The 16,311-nt window shown below is 69.8% G+C and carries 19 protein-coding genes and 2 pseudogenes; 7 read left to right on the plus strand and 14 right to left on the minus strand.

Annotation, left to right across the window (positions count from 1 at the left end; genetic code table 11):
• Window positions 1-11: 11 nt before the first annotated feature.
• The 5 genes from fabD to ACIQ1J_RS34060 form a co-directional block, all read right to left on the minus strand.
• Window positions 12-878, minus strand: coding sequence for an ACP S-malonyltransferase (gene fabD, locus ACIQ1J_RS34040; RefSeq protein WP_403563046.1), 867 nt, complete (start codon window positions 876-878; stop codon window positions 12-14).
• Window positions 879-905: 27 nt separating this feature from the next.
• Entirely contained in the window at window positions 906-2,321 is a 1,416-nt protein-coding gene (locus ACIQ1J_RS34045; protein WP_403563048.1) for a PfaD family polyunsaturated fatty acid/polyketide biosynthesis protein, read from the minus strand.
• Between the two features lie 85 nt (window positions 2,322-2,406).
• Window positions 2,407-3,150 (minus strand): 4'-phosphopantetheinyl transferase family protein, encoded by a 744-nt coding sequence (locus ACIQ1J_RS34050; RefSeq protein ID WP_403563050.1) that lies wholly within the window; start codon window positions 3,148-3,150, stop codon window positions 2,407-2,409.
• A gap of 122 nt (window positions 3,151-3,272) precedes the next feature.
• Window positions 3,273-3,785: a hypothetical protein gene (locus ACIQ1J_RS34055; protein ID WP_403563052.1), complete on the minus strand. Its 513-nt coding sequence runs from the start codon at window positions 3,783-3,785 to the stop codon at window positions 3,273-3,275.
• 713 nt (window positions 3,786-4,498) lie between these two features.
• On the minus strand, window positions 4,499-5,176 hold the full coding sequence (locus tag ACIQ1J_RS34060) for a YitT family protein (RefSeq protein ID WP_403563054.1): 678 nt from the start codon (window positions 5,174-5,176) through the stop codon (window positions 4,499-4,501).
• Window positions 5,177-5,379: 203 nt separating this feature from the next.
• Here ACIQ1J_RS34060 and ACIQ1J_RS34065 point away from each other — a divergent pair, with 203 nt between their 5' ends.
• On the plus strand, window positions 5,380-5,889 hold the full coding sequence (locus tag ACIQ1J_RS34065; protein ID WP_234956700.1) for a GbsR/MarR family transcriptional regulator: 510 nt from the start codon (window positions 5,380-5,382) through the stop codon (window positions 5,887-5,889).
• 84 nt (window positions 5,890-5,973) lie between these two features.
• On the opposite strand, the gene ACIQ1J_RS34070 is transcribed toward ACIQ1J_RS34065, so the two are convergent.
• Window positions 5,974-6,972, minus strand: a complete 999-nt coding sequence (locus ACIQ1J_RS34070) for a DedA family protein (protein ID WP_403563056.1) — start codon at window positions 6,970-6,972, stop codon at window positions 5,974-5,976.
• Window positions 6,973-7,355: 383 nt separating this feature from the next.
• On the opposite strand from ACIQ1J_RS34070, the gene ACIQ1J_RS34075 reads away from it, so the two are divergent.
• A complete protein-coding gene (locus tag ACIQ1J_RS34075; protein WP_403563058.1) occupies window positions 7,356-7,499 on the plus strand; it encodes a hypothetical protein in 144 nt (47 codons plus the stop codon).
• Here the strand turns inward: ACIQ1J_RS34075 and ACIQ1J_RS34080 are convergent.
• Window positions 7,480-7,902: a DUF6003 family protein gene (locus ACIQ1J_RS34080; protein ID WP_403563060.1), complete on the minus strand. Its 423-nt coding sequence runs from the start codon at window positions 7,900-7,902 to the stop codon at window positions 7,480-7,482. The genes ACIQ1J_RS34075 and ACIQ1J_RS34080 overlap by 20 nt on opposite strands.
• Before the next feature lie 207 nt (window positions 7,903-8,109).
• Between ACIQ1J_RS34080 and ACIQ1J_RS34085 the strand changes: the two genes are divergently transcribed.
• A complete protein-coding gene (locus ACIQ1J_RS34085; protein WP_210958462.1) occupies window positions 8,110-8,352 on the plus strand; it encodes a DUF6411 family protein in 243 nt (80 codons plus the stop codon).
• Window positions 8,353-8,555: 203 nt separating this feature from the next.
• Here ACIQ1J_RS34085 and ACIQ1J_RS34090 read toward each other — a convergent pair whose 3' ends face one another.
• Together ACIQ1J_RS34090 and ACIQ1J_RS34095 are read right to left on the minus strand one after the other, a co-directional pair.
• Window positions 8,556-9,173, minus strand: a complete 618-nt coding sequence (locus ACIQ1J_RS34090) for an MFS transporter (protein ID WP_403563062.1) — start codon at window positions 9,171-9,173, stop codon at window positions 8,556-8,558.
• Window positions 9,158-9,811 (minus strand): GPP34 family phosphoprotein, encoded by a 654-nt coding sequence (locus tag ACIQ1J_RS34095; protein WP_403563064.1) that lies wholly within the window; start codon window positions 9,809-9,811, stop codon window positions 9,158-9,160. The genes ACIQ1J_RS34090 and ACIQ1J_RS34095 overlap by 16 nt, the downstream gene beginning before the upstream one ends.
• 207 nt (window positions 9,812-10,018) lie before the next feature.
• Here ACIQ1J_RS34095 and ACIQ1J_RS34100 point away from each other — a divergent pair, with 207 nt between their 5' ends.
• Entirely contained in the window at window positions 10,019-10,480 is a 462-nt protein-coding gene (locus tag ACIQ1J_RS34100) for an SRPBCC family protein (protein WP_210958466.1), read from the plus strand.
• A 112-nt stretch (window positions 10,481-10,592) separates the two neighbouring features.
• Here the strand turns inward: ACIQ1J_RS34100 and ACIQ1J_RS34105 are convergent.
• Both ACIQ1J_RS34105 and ACIQ1J_RS34110 read right to left on the minus strand, forming a co-directional pair.
• A pseudogene (locus tag ACIQ1J_RS34105) lies at window positions 10,593-10,871 on the minus strand (D-alanyl-D-alanine carboxypeptidase family protein); the annotation flags it as partial.
• 29 nt (window positions 10,872-10,900) lie between these two features.
• Window positions 10,901-11,140 carry a hypothetical protein gene (locus ACIQ1J_RS34110; protein WP_403563078.1) on the minus strand — a complete coding sequence of 80 codons (240 nt, stop codon included), beginning with the start codon at window positions 11,138-11,140 and terminating at the stop codon, window positions 10,901-10,903.
• A gap of 208 nt (window positions 11,141-11,348) precedes the next feature.
• Here ACIQ1J_RS34110 and ACIQ1J_RS34115 point away from each other — a divergent pair, with 208 nt between their 5' ends.
• Window positions 11,349-11,570: a hypothetical protein gene (locus ACIQ1J_RS34115; protein WP_403563080.1), complete on the plus strand. Its 222-nt coding sequence runs from the start codon at window positions 11,349-11,351 to the stop codon at window positions 11,568-11,570.
• Between the two features lie 202 nt (window positions 11,571-11,772).
• On the opposite strand, the gene ACIQ1J_RS34120 is transcribed toward ACIQ1J_RS34115, so the two are convergent.
• Window positions 11,773-12,507, minus strand: coding sequence for a D-Ala-D-Ala carboxypeptidase family metallohydrolase (locus ACIQ1J_RS34120; RefSeq protein WP_403563066.1), 735 nt, complete (start codon window positions 12,505-12,507; stop codon window positions 11,773-11,775).
• 80 nt (window positions 12,508-12,587) lie between these two features.
• On the opposite strand from ACIQ1J_RS34120, the gene ACIQ1J_RS34125 reads away from it, so the two are divergent.
• On the plus strand, window positions 12,588-12,803 hold the full coding sequence (locus ACIQ1J_RS34125; protein ID WP_403563068.1) for an NAD(P)-dependent oxidoreductase: 216 nt from the start codon (window positions 12,588-12,590) through the stop codon (window positions 12,801-12,803).
• Window positions 12,804-13,164: 361 nt separating this feature from the next.
• Here the strand turns inward: ACIQ1J_RS34125 and ACIQ1J_RS34130 are convergent, their stop codons facing one another.
• Window positions 13,165-13,911 carry an AraC family transcriptional regulator gene (locus ACIQ1J_RS34130; protein WP_403563070.1) on the minus strand — a complete coding sequence of 249 codons (747 nt, stop codon included), beginning with the start codon at window positions 13,909-13,911 and terminating at the stop codon, window positions 13,165-13,167.
• Window positions 13,912-13,962: 51 nt separating this feature from the next.
• On the opposite strand from ACIQ1J_RS34130, the gene ACIQ1J_RS34135 reads away from it, so the two are divergent.
• Window positions 13,963-15,144, plus strand: coding sequence for an MFS transporter (locus ACIQ1J_RS34135; protein WP_403563072.1), 1,182 nt, complete (start codon window positions 13,963-13,965; stop codon window positions 15,142-15,144).
• Window positions 15,145-15,351: 207 nt separating this feature from the next.
• On the opposite strand, the pseudogene ACIQ1J_RS34140 reads toward ACIQ1J_RS34135, so the two are convergent.
• Window positions 15,352-15,759, minus strand: a pseudogene (locus ACIQ1J_RS34140) (ATP-binding cassette domain-containing protein); the annotation flags it as partial.
• Window positions 15,760-16,311: the final 552 nt, after the last annotated feature.

Consider the following 16,311-nt stretch of genomic DNA (forward strand, 5'->3'; position numbering starts at 1 on the left):
GCTCGTGGGGTTCAGACGGCGGCGGAGAGCGCCTGCCGCTGGGTCTTGATCTGGGCGATGAGCCCGGTCAGCACTTGGCCGGGGCCGACCTCCCGGAACTCCGGTTCGGGCCGGTCCAGCAGATGCTCGACACACTCGGTCCAGCGCACCGGCGACGCGATCTGCCGGGTCAGCAGATCGGCCGGGTCGTCCGTGCCGTACGGCCGGGCCGTCACGTTCGAGATCACCTCGATGCGCGGCGTCGCCAGGCGGTACTGCGCCAGGAACGTGCCGAACTCGGCAGCGGCGTCGGCCATGTGACGCGAGTGAAAGGCACCGCCCACCTTCAGCGGAACGACCGCCTGCGCCTCTTCGCCGAAGACGTCCCGCAGCTTCGCGATGTCGTCCCGGGGACCGGAGACGACGGTCTGACCGGGGGCGTTGAGATTGGCGACGTCGAGCGCCGGGGCACGAGCGGCGAGGACCTCGCGGATCCGGTCCGTGTCTACGCCCATGACCGCGGCCATGCCGCCCGCGGGTGCCTGGGCCATCAGCTCGCCACGCCGTATCACTATCTCCAGTCCGGTGAGGAAGTCGAAGGTGCCGGCGGCGAACAGCGCCACGTACTCGCCGAGGCTGTGCCCGGCGACAGCGTCCGGCACCCGGCCGGTCTCCCGGACGGCGTCCAGATACGCCAGGGCGTTCACGACGTACATCGCGGTCTGGGTGTTGCGGGTGTCGGTCAGCTCCTGGGCGGACGTGTTGAGGCACAGGTCCGTGATGGAGCGGCCGAGCACCGAGTCGGCCTGCCGGACAAGGTGCGGGAACTTGGGGAACAGGTCCTGGCCGATGCCGGGGCGGTGCGAGCCCTGGCCGGGGAACACGTGGATGAGCGTCATGTCCGGGTCTCCCGAGGTCTGGTGTGGCTATGCCGCGGCGAACGGCTGGGACGGGGGAACGAGGCGGGCGGCGCGGGAGAGCAGTTCGGCGGCGCCGGTCATGATCAGTCGGGCGAGGTCGTCCGGGTGCCGGGCGCGCCAGTCCTCCCGGGAGGTTCCGCGCAACCGCTCGTTGAGCGCGCCGAGCGCCGGACCGCACGGGATCTGGAAGTCGACCCGGCTGTCGGCGTCACCCTCCAGTGCCACCCGGGTCGCCTTGGCGAAGTACCAGGTGAAGATCAGCGCCATACGGCGTTTGGGGTCCTCCTCGGCGCGCTCGATCACCGCCGGGCGGGTGCTCGCATAGCGGTCCTTGACCTCCTGCCACACTTCCTCGAAGGTGCGGCCGAGGATGCGGCGCTGCACGTGGTCGGCGGTGTCCGGATCGAGGTCGTCCAGCGATTCGTGCCGTAGCCACAGCTCGTACAGCTTGTTGGCGCGGGCTGGGAAGAACAGGCCGCGACGGAGCACCTGAGCCTTGGTGCCCACCTCGAACATGTCGCCGGCCGGGACCAGCGCGGTGTCCTGTACCTGGGCGCGTTGGAGCAGGTCCTTCGCGGTGTCGGAGGTGCCGGCCTCCACGGTGCACTGGTTGATGCTGCCGGTCAGGACGAAATCGGCGCCCATGACGAAGGCGGCGGCCGCGGCCTCGGGCGTGCCGATTCCGCCCGCCGCCCCGATCCGGACCCGCCCGGCCGCCGGGTGGCTGAGGGACACCCGGTCGCGGAGCGTGAGGACGGCCGGCAGCAGCGCCGTCAGAGGCCGCTGGTCGGTGTGCCCGCCCGAGTCGGCCTCCGCGCACAGGTCGTCGCACATGGCGACCGACGCGGCGAGCCGTGCCTCCTGCGGGGTGATGCGTCCTGCCGCGACCAGATCGCGGACGATCGTTGCGGGCGGCGCGGCCAGGAACGCCTCCGCGACCTCCTGACGCGAGACCTTCGCCATGACGCGGTTGGGTGTCTGGACGGCCCCGTCGGACCGGCGGTGCGCACCCGTCAGGCGGTAGCGGACGAGGGCGGGGCTGATCTGGACGAACGACGCGGCTTCCATGCGCCGGACGCCGTGCCTGAGAAAGGTGTCGACCGTGCGCTCCTCGCGGTCCGGGCGAGCGGCGAGCAGATTGACGCCGAAGGGGCCATCACCGAGTTCGGCGCGGATACGCCGCAGGGAGGCGTCCAGTTCATCCTCGGTGAGGCCGCCGGCGCCGAGGTAACCCAGCAGGCCCGCCCGGCCCATCCGGATGACCAGCTCCACGGAGGCGATGGCCTTGTACATCGACCCCGAGGCGTACGCGTACGCGACGCCGTGGTCGGCGCGGAAGTCGGCGCTGCCGAGATCCTCCGGCCGCAGACTGGACCGTGGTGTGGCGGCCCGTGTCCCTGACGTACCGTCGGGCGAGTGCACGGGAGTCCTCCAGGACGTGGGTGGGTGGCGGCGCTCCCGCCCGCGTCGACGGTGAGAGGCCGTGGTGAAGGTGAGGTGCGCGGGCCTAGAGCGGTTCGGGCTCGCGCATCACGAACCGCAGCTCCTCGCCGCGGCGACGGCCGATGCACACGGCCGCGTGGAAGTCGGCCGGCACCCTGACGAAGTCGTAGAGCCAGTGGTCGGGCCGGTCGGCCAGCGAGGGCTTGAGCACCAGCTCCGGGCTGCGACCGTCGGGAAAGAGGAAGGAGATGTCCTGCAGCGGCAGCGAGATGCCCTGGCCGCGGGCCTTGGCGTAGGCCTCCTTGAACACCCACACGTCGAGGAAGCGGCTCTTCCAGGCGCGGGCGGGCAGACGGCGCAATTCTTCGATCTCGGGTTCGGACATGACTTGGTGGATCAGGTCGGGCAGCGAGATCCGCGCGTCGCGCTTCTCGACGTCCACCCCGATGGGGCGCTCCCTGGTGATGCCGAGCAGACACATGCCGCGCGAGTGCGACAGGTTGAAGTCGAGATCGAGGCCCAGCCGGTGGTGCACGGCAGGCTTGCCGTACTCGTTGAACTCGAACTCCCACTCGGCCGGTTCGACGTCGGCGTACTCGGACAGACAGCGTCTGAGCAGCGATCGTGCCATCAGGAACTGGGCGCGGTCCTCCGCGAAGTGGAACTGGTCGGCCCGGTTCCGTTCCTCGGGGGACAGGACGGACTCGTGCGCACGCAGGCTGTGGGGTTCGCCGTCCCGCTCCGCGGAGGTCGCGATCCACAGGTGCACGTCTGTCCTGCTCAACGTGACGTGGGCTTCCCTGGTCATGGTCCCTCGGTGCTCTCCGGACGCGGCGCGGATGCGACCGTCGCCCTGAAGGTGGTGGCCGGCGGTGGACGGGGCGTCCCCGGGCAGCACCCGGGGACGCCGAGGCGGGTCGACGGACGGGGTCAGACGGCCGCCGAGTTGCGGTGCTCCTCGAAGACGTCGAAGACGCCTTCGAGCTTGCGGGAGATGACGCCGTAGAGGTTCTCCATGCGCTTGAGGCGCTCCAGACGCTCCTCCGGCTGGTCCTTGAGCACCTCCAGGCCGTGCTGGACGGCCGAGTGGAATTCGGGGATGCGGCGGAAGGAGTGCTCCACGGCGTTCGGCCAGGCGCCGTCGTTCAGGGTGATGCAGTAGTCGTCGGTACCGGGGATCTCCTCACGGGAGTAGACGCCCGGCGGCGTGAGCAGGTCGGCGATCCAGTCCACCGGCTCGCGGGGGATGTCCAGCGCCTTGGCGATCTCGTTGGCACTCTGCTTCGCCGGGTAGTTGATGATCAGCCAGCCGATGACGTAGCCGCGCTCCCACTCCATCCCGTCGGTGATGTGGTAGTGCTCGGCGATCTTGTGGACGAAGGATTTCTCGGCCTCGGTGAGGGTGGAGCGCTCGGAGATGGCGCCCTCGATCTTTTCGGTCATGCCCTCAAGTATTGAGGCGTTGAATTACTGGTCAAGGCTTCGAAGAATGTCCTGATGCTGATTCCGCAAGGCCGCTGAAGTGTCATTTTGCCGAGGTCGACGGGTCGTTGAGCTGCGGCTTTGAGCTGCCCTGAGCTTCTGCTGTCGCGGTCTTTACATTCCGTTTTACACTCCCGGCATGCCGCTGTGGCGGAGTTCTGGCCGAGGGGTCTGTGATATTTGTTGTTCGGGTGGGGGAGCGGTGCTGTAACTCGCGCGCTGTCGCGCAGGTCCAATCTGTACGCCATCGGGCAGTCGGGACTCTGGCGTCCCGCTGCCGTCAACCGGCCCGGTGACGTTGTGGGCATGCCGCTGCTCTTCACGGCTCGGCGGGGACAAGGCGGTCGGCCGGCGTGCCCCGTTCGAGCCGTCTTCCAGCGTGAGGTGACGAGACGTGAACGACCCGCTCAGCTCGCACTCTGCGTGCGCGGGCTGGGTGGGTCTCGTTCTCCTGTCCGTCCCGTCGTCGTGCCACCACCCGGAGGTACGGCGATTCATGGCGGACGATCCGGCACGGGCGTCACCAGGACTCGGATCGTGGGCGCAGAAGGAGCACTCGGCGCCTGGCGCCCGCAGCTGCGGGCGCGGGCGCTGGCCGACCGGCTCCCCCTCGCCCCGGTGAAGTGACCGCTCTGGGTTGGCTCGACGCACGGCGCGCACCGGGTCCCCGTCCCTCAAGCGGATGCCTGGACTGCCTCCGGCCGTAGCGGCTGCTCCGCCAGCCCGTGGTTGGTCAGGCGCAGCACCCTCCGGTTGAGCGCCATGAACGGCTGGATCAGGCCGTCGACGAAGACGAGGAAGCACAGCGTCCCGATACCCACGGGACCGCCGAGCAGGAAGCCGAAGCCGAGCAGGACCGCTTCGATGCCGGCCTTGGCGACCCAGAACGGCCACTTCCAGCGGTGGGTCATGGTGATGACGATGAGGTCCATGGCGCGTATTCCGATGCCGCTCATGATGATCAGGGCCGAGCCGTAGGCGCACAGAAGCACGGCCGTCACGAGCGACGGGACGCTGCCCATCCACGACAGGTCGGCGAGCAGCATGAGGTCGATGAGGCTGCCGCACAGAAAAAAGGTGATGAACGGTGCGATCACCGGGCGCCGCCGATTCCACGCGGCCCACACCGCGATGCACACCGCGGCGATCGCCCCCTGGGCGATGCCGATGGTGATCGGTATGTGCTCCTTGAGTCCCAGCGCGAGGACGTCCAGTGGGTCGGTGCCGAGGTCGGAGTGGATGAAAAGGGTGGCTCCAGCGGCGAAGACGACGCAGCCGGCGAGATAGACGCTCAGCCGCTGGGTCAGGCCGCGCGCCGGCAGGGCAGCGAAAAGAGCAGGCAGTCGAGACATGAGGTTCCTTTGCGTCGGGGATGACGGTCTGCTGCACTCGCCATGACCTTAGGAACCTGCATGCAAGCCGCATATCATCGAAATATCAGATAAACAGCAATTAAATGCACGAATTTCGCAAGGTGTCCCGGCGGGCAGGGTGAAGGGTGCGGGTGCATGCATGTGGACCGGCAGGTTCTCTATGTTCGGTGTATCCTGAACGAATGGAACGCAGTGCACAGGGCAGGTCCACTGCCACCGAGGAAGAGCTCGCCTTCGTTGAGGAGGCCGCCATCAGCCTTGAGCGGCAGGGGCTGTTCCGCATGGCCGGGAGGGTGCTCGCATGGCTTCTGATCTGTGACCCGGTGGAGCAGACGGCCGGTGATCTGGTCGAGGTGCTTCAGGCGAGCAAGGGGTCGGTCAGTGCCGCGACGCGCTTCCTGGTGCCGAGCGGCATGGTCGAGAAGATCTCGCGGCCCGGTGAGCGTCGGGACTACTACCGCATCAAGGAAGGCGTGTGGCCGGCCTTGGCCAAGAGCCAGGCCGAGCACTACCAGTCGTTCGTCGACATCACGGAACAGGGACTGCGCATCCTTGAGGGAGCTCCGGCCCAGCGCAAGGAGCGGCTGCAGACCATGCACGACTTCTACGCCTGGCTGGCCAAGGAGATGCCGCTGCTCTGGAAGCGCTGGGAGGAGGAAGAGGGGGCCCGCAGCGCCGGCCGAGGAGCCTGACACGCCTTGCGGCCGAAAGCACTGATGCCCCGTCCACGACGGGGCATCGGCAGGAGCGGGACGACCGGGTGTCGCCGTCCGGCGTCACCAGCGGTCGCGGTGCAGCGTGACGAACCTTCGCGCGGTTTCCTCGGCTTCGTCGAGGGACAGGAAGCCGCGATCGCGTGCGGTGGCCTCCAGCTCGGCCCGCTCCTCGACGTGCCAGACGTCCGCCAGATGGCGTCGTGTGACGCTGCTGCTCGTGGTCCTGGTCGCGGTCCGGGTGTGTGCGCTGGGGAGGGGTGGATCGCTTCCCACGGGATTCTCCGTCGCACGTCGGTGCGGGCGGACCGCCTCGTGGCCGCGGTGTGGACCAAGGGCGCTTCCTAGCGCGTGATCCTGCGCGACGACGCAGGCGGCAGGCCGTGTCCCGCCCGGCTCATCGGCACGGACTTCTCCCGGGGAGTCTCGTAGGTGTCCGACCTGGGACGACATGGCCTGCGACATGGCCTGCGACATCTCGGCATCGACACGTCGGCGCAGCGAGCGGGCCAGACAGGTGCTCAGAGTGACCGCCACGGCCGTCGACATCGCGAAGCCGATCCAGCGTGTCTCGAACCACATGCCGTTCATCACGCCGAGCCCCACCAGATAGCAGGCCCACACCAGTCCGCCGAAGGCCGACCACCCGAGATAGCGCGCACGCTGCCCCGGCCGGGCGCCCAGCGTCAGACCGAGGACGGTCCGGCCGGCGGGCACGAAACGCCCCGCCACCGTAACGGACGGCAGTCGCCGTGCGAGCTGGCGGCGCATCCGGCCGGCGAACGAAGCCAGCCCCGCGTGCCGGGCGAACAGCGCGTGCGCCCGAGAGGAGCCACCACGGGCGAGTGCGACCACGAAAAGATCACCGAGGAACGAGGCGGCCGCGACGGCAACCGCCAGCGCGACCGGCGCGCCGCTGTGGTCCAGGGAGAGCAGCGCGGCGGCGATCACCAGGCTGCCACTGGGCAGGAACGGCAGCAGCGCGTCGCCGGCCACGGCGACCAGCGCGAGGACGGTGACGAGCCACGGCTCGGACACGAACACGCCCAGTTGGATCTGCATGAATCGATCGTATCGAATGTTCAGAGAGTAGTGAACAAAGTACGTAGTTGGAAGGTTGCTGCTGACGGCTTCTTGACGCCCCCTGGACACGGGCTGGTAGGACCTGTGACCGTCGGCTAGTGGCTCGGTCACCGCCAACGAGAAACGTCGGCTGTCAGCGGATCGGCCCCTACCGTGCAGGCCCGGTCGGTCTGCGCCATCACCACGAACGGGCGTGACCTGCGTCTGGACACCCGGTGTGCCGGCAAGTAGGCAACCTGAACTGCAATCAACACTGACGCCGTGTGCGCGACACCAACCATGAAGTTGCCAGAGGGCGGCACGTTCCGCGAGTCGTTGTTGCCGAAAGCTCCTGGTCACCTGCGACACCCGGATGAGTAGGGTTGTCCGGGCAGCCTTCGGCGATCAGTGCCGGGTTCGCCGAGTTCCGGGTCCGCAACATCGGGACGGCCCTGCCCACCCTCAAGCGTGAGCTGGAGCAGGTCCGTACCCCGTGGCAGACCTCCTTCAGCGGGCGATCGCCTTGACGGTGGTCAACTCCTCGCCGGTCAGTTCCGCGACGCGGTGCGCCGGCACGCCGGCCGCGAGCGCACGGGTCAGGAGCGCCTCACGGCCGTCCGCACGGGAACGGTAGTCCAGCAACTCCTCCTCCATTCGAGCGACGCTCTCCGGCGCGACACTGTGGCGTACGCGGCTGAGTTCCTCCTCGCTGAGGGGGACCGGCAGTCGCTCGGCATCCTCCGGGATGCCGACCGTCTCCTCGGGCGGCAGCAGGCGCAGTTCGGGAGACGACGCGGTAACACCCTGGGCGTCGAGCCACGCACCGACCGCAGGCGTGTCCATGCAGGCCAGGTCTCCGACTGCCGCGGGCGGTGTGCCGAGCGTCGTGGGCGCGCCGGTCAGCAGGACGAGATAGGCGTCGTCGGTCATCCTCGGTTCCTCACGGGAGAAGTCGGTGTCCTGAGGGCCTCCCTATACCCGTCACCGCCCGTCTCACCTCTCCGGCACGCGCGAGCCGCTGCCGTGTGCCCAGGTCGCGAGGATCGATCGGGAGAGACACCGGGCGTGCACCGTCCATCAGGGGGCACGAGGAAGGCACGGACAGCAGCCCCGAGGCCCGGAATCAGGAGACATCACATGGTCATCGCAGGCATCATCGTCCTCTGTGTCGTACTGGCGGTACTCGCCTTCCTGCTGCCCCGACTGTCGCGTCATCCGCAGAACGGTGCTCAGCGCACCATGGGCGTCGGTTCCCGGGCCGGCTCGAAGGCTCCCGGACCGCTGGGACGGTTGTTCAGCAAGCCTTTCCGCTCCAGCTCGCGCGCTCTGGGGCGCAGTGGTTCCGCAGGCCGTCGGGCCAGGGGACGTATGCCGTTCTGAGTCCGGCGCACGTGCAGGCACCCAGGCCGGCGCAGGCGTCAGCAGTACATCGTCGTCCGCGCCGAACCGGCGGCGCACCTGTGCGCCGCCGGTTCGGCGCGGACGACGCGTTGCGCGGGGCGTGGGCGCGTCGTGGCAACGATCCTTTCGTCACTTCGCACGCCCGGGAACCTTGAACACCACGAAGACCACGCACAGCACGTTCATCGCGGCGTACATGAGAACGTGCCCGACCGCCCGAGGGCGTTGATCGTGCTCAGCGCGGTCGCCGCGATCAGCAGGTCGAACCCCCAGACCGTCAGGGTGGCCAGGCTCGTGGCGGGGCCGCGTACGCTCAGCGGGAGGATCTCCGGAGCGATGAGCCAGACGACCGACTGCATGCCGATCCCGTTGAAGAGGATGTGGGCGAACAGCGCGGCGATGACTGTCCAGCGCTGGGCGGGGGAGTCGTCCATCAGGATGGCGGCTCCCAGTACCGTCATCGCCAGCCCGGACAGCGGTACGAAACAGAGCATCGTGCGGTGCCGGCCGAGCGCGTCAACGGCGATCGCACCGGTGACACCCGCGATGACGAGCATCGTGCCGATGCCGATGCCGGTGCCGGTGCCGGTGCCGGTGAGATGCGCGATCGAGTCACCGAACCCGGCGTCCGAGAGCATCGTCGGGGCGTAGTAGACGACGGCGTTGATCCCGGTCAGCTGGGAGAGGGCGGCCACGCCCAGGGCGACGCCCAGGCCGGCCGGACCCAGGGCCGGGTGAGCGCACGGCGGTCGGCGCGGGGGCGAGTGCAGCAGTACGTGGGGAGTCAGGGCGCGCGCCACACGTTGTCGTAGGCATCCTGTTCGATCTGGCGTCGCTGACGTTCGGCCTCGAGCTCCGTCAGCGCGTCGCTCACCACGGCGAGAATGAGCCCGACGTCGTCCGCCTGATCGACCGTGGTCGTGTCGGTGGGTTCGGTGGGCTCGGTGGGTTGCGGCGGCGCCGCTTCCCCGATTCCGAGAGTGCCCGCGAAGGCGGCCAGAACGGAGTCGTCCAGTCCCTGACGAGGGTCTGTGGCTTCGTGGCGGGGCCGGACGGAGGGCTCCTGGGGGCGGTTGGTAGCGAAGGGGCGCAGGAACCGCGGCAGGAGACCACCGCGGGCGTCGCCCGCTGTCTGCGCGGCGAGGTCATCGGCGTAGGAGCCGGCCAGCCCGCGGCCCCGCCGCCAGAGCCATTGCTCCACCGTCTCGTACGGCGGCTCCGTGACGAGTTGGGCGGAGGCCTGCGCCGTGAGGGTGTTCGTGCCGCCGGCGTGATCGTCGAGGGGGACGATGCGGTCGCCGTCCAGGCGCAGGACGTGCGCGTCCCGGAGATCGACGAGTTCGGCGCCCGCGAGGACCAGAGAGACGTCGCCTTGCGCGATCGGTCGGCTGGACGGCACTTCCAGGGTGATGACGAACAGATCCCGAGCAGTGTTCATGCTCGCCATTGTGCTGCTCGAACCGGGCGGCCGTGTCCCGCCGCGACTCACCGGTCAGCAGACGCGTCGCCACGGCCACCACGGCCTGCCCAGGTACTGGCCGGACGTTATACGGCTGATCTGCGGGTACTCGCTCCGGCGTGCCGAGGCCGCGGGCCGGTCGCAGGCGCCGGATGCGACATATTCAGTTGAGAGGAAGGTTGCCAGATGAGCACGGTCAAGGAAACGGTGGAAGTCGACGTTCCTGTGCACACCGCCTACAACCAGTGGACCCAGTTCGAGGAGTTCCCGCGGTTCATGGAGGGCGTGGAGGAAGTCAGGCAGGTCGATGAGCGCCGCAACCACTGGACCACCAACGTCAGCGGAGTGAAGCGCGAGTTCGACACCGAGATCGTCGACCAGCTCCCCGACGAGCGCATCACGTGGCGCACGACCACGGGTGACAGCAAGCAGAAGGGCACGGTCCGCTTCCAGCGCCTGGACGACACGCACACTCGGGTCGAGCTCGTCATGGATGTCGAGCCCACCGGCGTCGCGGAGAAGACCGGTGACATGCTCGGAGTGATCGACCGGCGGGTGAAGGGCGACATGCAGCGTTTCAAGGAGTACATCGAGGGGCGCGGCGGCGAGTCCGGAGCCTGGCGCGGGCGCGTCAGGCCGGGTGAGTGACCCCTGTCCTGCCCCTGAAGCACAGGGCTGTCGGCGCCGGCGACCGTAGGGTGCCGCCGTGTCGGGGCCGGCGTGACTGTGCCGCGGCCACAGTCACGCCGGCCCCGACGCGCAGGTCGACCGCGTCCCCCGACACGTGAGGAGAGGTGTCCGCGGTGGCCACCCAGCGGGCAGCCTCGTCCTCGAACCCGTAGCTGGAGACCGCCTCACGAAGAAGCCGCTCCTGGTATGCCGGGGAACGCCAGCCGCTGTTGACGTAGAACGTGACGTCGTCGTCCGAGGCGGCTGTCGCGGCCTGGCGGAGGGCATCGAGGAGATCGGGGTGGAGCCTGGCCACCGCGGGAACCTCGTCATCGAGGACGGTCACGCCGTCGGGGACGACACCGTCGGCCCCTGGGAGTCGCCGCCCGTGACCTGCCCTCACTCGACGACTTCGTGCCCCGGCGGCTGGGCGGCCTGGACACGGTCCGTTCGGTGCGGCTGCGTATCTGCACCGCCGTCCACCGGGAGGGGAGCGGATGGCTGGTGCACACGCTCAACGAGCGGCAGCGCGCGGACCTGCGCGGCGGCGAGAGCCATGGCCGTGGGCCGGGCACCGGTCCCTACGAGAGCGATCACCGGCTCCTGGTCGCCCTCGGCGCGGACGCGCGTCGTGGCCACGCCGAACTGGCGCGTGAATGCGGACTCAGCGACACGACGGTAGTCCGACGGCTGCGGCGGATGATCAGGGGAGGCCAGGTCCACTCCCGGTGCGACCTGACCCAGCGGCTGGCCGGCCGGCCCGTCATCGCGAACTTCCGGATCGCGGCGCCGGGCCCGGCGCGGAGACCGTCGCGAAGGCGCTGGCCGGGCTGCCCGAGACCCGGCTGTGCGCGTCACGGGCCGCGACAACCTGCTGCTGTCGGTGTGGCCGCGTTCCCCCGGCGACTGCGCCGCCCTGGAGGAGCGGATACTGCGCCGCCACCCGGAACTGCGGATCAGCGAACGCGGCATCACCCTCCACACCGCCAAACGCATGGGCCGGCTGCTGTACCGCGACGGGCAGGGCGGCGCGCACGTACCCATCACAGCGGCGGCCTGTCCCGCCTGAGCGGTCGATCCGACAGCGACACCCCCGGGGCACCCAGTCCGTGCGTGTTGTCGGCGGTGGGCAGGCCGGTGCGATGAACGGGGCTCGCTGCCGGCGCAGCGACGACCGAGGTGGCGAGTGTTCCTGGCGAAAGGGCCCGGAACACTCGCCACCTGCCTCTCCCTCACTCTCGGTGGCCGCCGGTTCCGGCGGCCACGGTGACTCAGATGCCGCAGGTGGGAGCCGACCAGTACGGTGACGGGTCGAAGGCCACGTGGGTGTGGTCGTTGTGACCGGGGTAGCCCGGGCCGAGGATCTCCGAGAAGCCGTGGGTCCTGGACTGCTGGGCGAGTCGGCACAGACTCGGCGAGCCGACGAGGTCGGCGGCGTCGCCGTACAGATGACGGCTGGTGGCGGAGCCGCCGACCGCGTTGTTGCAGGCGCGGGAGCGGAAGCCGCTGGAGATGTTGATCGGGACGTCACCGAGGGCGTGCCGCATCGCCTCCAGCTTCCACATCGTCTTGAGCGCGTTCGCCTTGGCGGTGGCCGCGGAGACCGCGCCGCCGGACCAGTCGGAGTTGCACTTGTTGAGCTCGGCGTAGCTGAAGTGGATCGGCGTGCAGTCCGCGTCCTGGAGGGCGTAGATCTTGCTGAAGGTAGCGGGTCCGGCGACACCGTCCGCGCTCAGTCCGTACGCGGTCTGGAACTTCCTGACGGCGGCGGCGGTCCGCGCGCCGTACTGGCCGTCGTAGGAGAGCCGCTCGCCGGAGGTCACCCAGCCGGCGACCCGGATCTGCAGCTGGGTCACGTCGCTGCCGGAGGACCCCTGGGAGAGGGTGCGGTTCCAGGTGTAGCAGGAGTCGGCGTGCGCGGCGCCGGCGGTGGCGCCGACCCCGACCACCGCACCAGTCATGAGCATGACAAGAGAGAGAAGCAGGCGTGACACGCGTCTGAACATCCCGGCCTCCCGACCGTTGAGTCGACAACATCCGACGCCCAGCGTGCGGCAACGGGCTACGCGCGTCAATGGCGCCCCAGGTGGCTCCGGGGCCGACCGAGTGGGCCAGGGGCGGGGCGGCCGCGGCGGCCCGGAGAAGCGGGGCGGACGGGAATGCCGCACGCGGCTCCCTGATCGACACGGAAGCACCCATCACCCACCTGACGTCCGGCCGCATCCACGCGGTTCTCCAGGTCACCGACCCCGAGGTGCTGCCAGCCGAGTCACCGCTGTACCGGCTGCCAACGCGCTCCTGACCCCGCACATCGCGGGATCGCTGGGCAGCGAGTTCGGCCGCATGGCCGACCACGCCGCCGCCGGGATCTCCCGCTATGCCCGGGGCCTGCCCTTCGCCCACAGTGCGGGACCCCAGGACCTGGCCCGGACCGCGTGGGAGCGCTGTTCCGGCCATAGGCCGCTCAGAACGAGGCGGCGATTCTGCGCGTGCTGGCCGAGGTTCAGTAGCGCTTCGACCGCGTCATGCGCCGCACGTGGTCCTGTGCGAGAGGGCGGGCGCGAACGCGCCGTTCGAGTCGGCCACGGTTGCCCCCGCATGCGCCCTCTCCAGGGCCTGGCTGGCACATGATGCTGACGGCTCGTGCGCCGGCTGGGTCTGCGTCAGGTGATGGGGCGTGTGCCGGGGGTGTGGCCGAAGGTACGGCGGAAGACGTCGATGAAGGTGCTGGCGGATGACCAGCCGCATCGGTGGGCGACGGTGGTGACGGGGGTGTCGTCGGCCAGGAGGATCAGGGCGTGGTGGAGCCTGATCTGGGTGCGCCATTGGGGGTAGGTGAGGCCGAGGTCGTCGCGGAGGCGGCGGGAAAGAGTGCGGGCGCTGGCGCCGATCCGGCGTCCGAGGTCGTCGAGGGAGCGGCTGTCGGCAGGGTCGGCGCGCAGGACGTCGTGCAGGTCCCGGAGCAGCGGGTCCGTGGGGGTCGGCAGGTGCAGCGGCTGCTCGGGGGAGAGGGCGAACTGGTCGAGCATGACGGCGCGCAGGCGTAGGTGGGGTGGGCTGTCGTTATCGGGGTCGCAGGTATAGGCGACGATGAGTTCGCGCAGGAGGGGGCTGACGGCGAGGACGGCCGGTTTGTCGAGGCCGAGGGGGTTCTCGGTGAAGGGCAGGCCGACGAGGTGGAGGTCGAGTTCGCCGTGGGCCTGGTGCTGGTGGACGGTGCCGGCGGGAATCCAGAGCGCGCGGGTGGCGGGGGCGACCCAGGAGCCGGCGTTGGTGGTCACCGCGATGGTGCCCTTGCTGGCGTAGGCGATCTGGTGGTCGTCATGCCGGTGCGCGTCGATCTCGCCGCCGGACGCAAGACGCTGGGTCCGGGTCGGCGCGACGGGGGTGTGGCGGATTTCCTGCATCATCTGTCAATTTACCGAAAGCGCGACAGCAGTGCTTCTCCCAGCATGGGAGGCGTGCGAAGGAATACATCGATCTCCCTGCTGGCCGTTGGGCATGCCTGCGTCGACATCTACCAGGGCGCCGTCGCGGCGCTGATTCCGTTCTTCGTGGCCGAACGGGACTACACCTACGCGGTGGCCTCCGGAATCGTGCTGGCCGCTTCCCTGTTGTCGTCGGTGGCCCAGCCGCTGTTCGGTGCGCTCACCGACCGGTGGGCGATGCCCTGGCTGCTGCCGGTCAGCACCCTGCTGGGCGGTGTGGGCATCGCGCTGAGCGGCCTGAGCGGCTCCTACGGGCTTACTCTGCTCTTCGTCGCGGTCTCCGGGGTCGGTGTGGCCGCCTACCACCCGGAATCCGCCCGCGTGGCCCGACTGGCCAGCGAGGGCAGCCACAGCGCGATGGGGTGGTTCTCCCTCGGCGGCAACATCGGCTTCGCGCTCGCCCCGCTCATGGTGGCGGCCGCGATCGGACGCGGCTCCCTGCACTGGACACCCGTACTCGTCGTCCCCGCGCTCGCCGGCGCCGCCCTGTGCGTGCCCGTCCTGCGGATGCTGGCCCGACCCCGGGCCGGCACGTCCAGGACGGAGGCGCCCCGGCGCGCGGACGACGTGGCCTCGTTCGTGAGACTGTCCCTGGCGGTCGTCTTCCGCTCCATCGTCTTCACCGGCCTGAGCACCTTCATCTCCCTCTACGCCCAGCAGCGCATGCAGGGCAGCACCACCGCGGGAACCATCGCCCTGTTCCTGCTGTTCCTGGGCGGCGCCGTCGGCTCGGTCCTGGGCGGCTCCCTGGCCAACCGCTACGACCGCGTCCGTGTATCCCGCTGGTCCTACCTGCTCTCGATCGCCGCCGTCACCGGAGTCGTCTACACACCCGGCCCGGCCATGTTCTTCTTCGTAGCCCTCGCCTCCGCCGGCCTGTACGTCCCCTTCTCCCTCCAAGTCACCCTCGGACAGGACTACCTGCCCTCCCGCATCGGCACCGCCAGTGGAGTCACCCTCGGTCTCACCGTCAGCATCGGCGGCCTCATCAGCCCCCTGCTGGGGCACCTGGCCGACTCCACATCCCTCCGGACAGCCCTCACCCCGTTGATCGCCATGCCCGCCCTGAGCTGGCTCCTCTTCCGCACTCTGCCCGAGCCCACCGCCCCCGAGCCCCGAGCGACCGCGCCCGCGCCCGCGCGGCAAGACGCGTAGACCTGCGTCGACCAGTGACCGCGTACACGACCCGCCGGGCAGGGTCCGGCACAGCCCCCGCAAAGCCGGCCTTGGCCAGTCCAGCTGTGCCGCGTCCGGGAGCCCGGGCTGGTCGCCGGCCAGCGGACTCCACCGTCGGGGCCATGGTGTGGACTACCGACGACCACGCCGACGCGGGTACCGACGACAGGCCCGCCGCCACCCCCTTCGGGCCAGATCCACGCGGCGTCGCTGACCGTACGACAGCTCGCCCATGCGCAACCGGAGTTCCGCGGGGCGGAGGAGGCCGAGGGCAAGCAGTGCGTCTGCGTGCTCGTCGGCGGTACCCACGCGGCCCAGCCCGAACGCCTCGACCACTGTCGAGTCGGGCGGCCACGGCGTCTCGTCCTGGCGCAGATGGCCCACCTGGCCCGGCACCCGCACTGCGCCCTCGTCCGGCCGCAGCTCACCGGCGAGCAGCTTCAGCAGCGTCGTCTTGCCGGCGCCGTCGGGGCCGGTGACGAGGAGCCGGCTGTGGCGGCCGAGAGCGAGGGAGCCCAGGTGGAGGCGGTCACTGACGCGTTCGTCCGACAGGCATACGGTGAGCAGTCCCGCAGAGGCGGTCTCGGGTGCCGTCGGCGACGGGCCCTGTCGTCTTGGGGTCGCTCAGGGCGACGTACAGCGTGTCCTCGTCAGCGTGCGAGCGCATCCTGTAGCGGCCGCCGCCGTGCCGCAGCGCACTGGTGGCCTTTCGAACATCACCAGGGCGAGGGCTTCCGCTGCCTCGACCGCCGGGGCCGGCTCAAAGTGGTCGGCGAAGGTGCGGGCCACCTCGCGGGCACGGGGATGCCAACGGTGTTGTCGCCCTCCATCCCCACGGGCCTCGCGGCGGACGCGGTAGGGGTTGCTTCCGTCTCGCTCATGCGTGAGGCACCGCGTCCGGTCGGTTGCGCCGCGGCGTCGGGCTTGTGCCCACGCGGTCGGTCTTCAACCAGGCAGGTACCTCCAGGCAGGTACCTCTTCCGGGTGCAGAAGAGGCAGGATCCCCGGTCCTGCGGATGGAGCAAACCTGTTGTGTCTGCTGTAGACATTGCCGTCGCCTTCGGCTAGTGTTTCCGTCGTAGCCCAGAAGTCGACGGGCACGGCAGAGACGAACTGCCGTGCAGCAGGTCAAGAAAGGCGGACCGG

The organism is Streptomyces sp. NPDC097107, from assembly GCF_044762405.1.
GTDB lineage: Bacteria > Actinomycetota > Actinomycetes > Streptomycetales > Streptomycetaceae > Streptomyces > Streptomyces thinghirensis.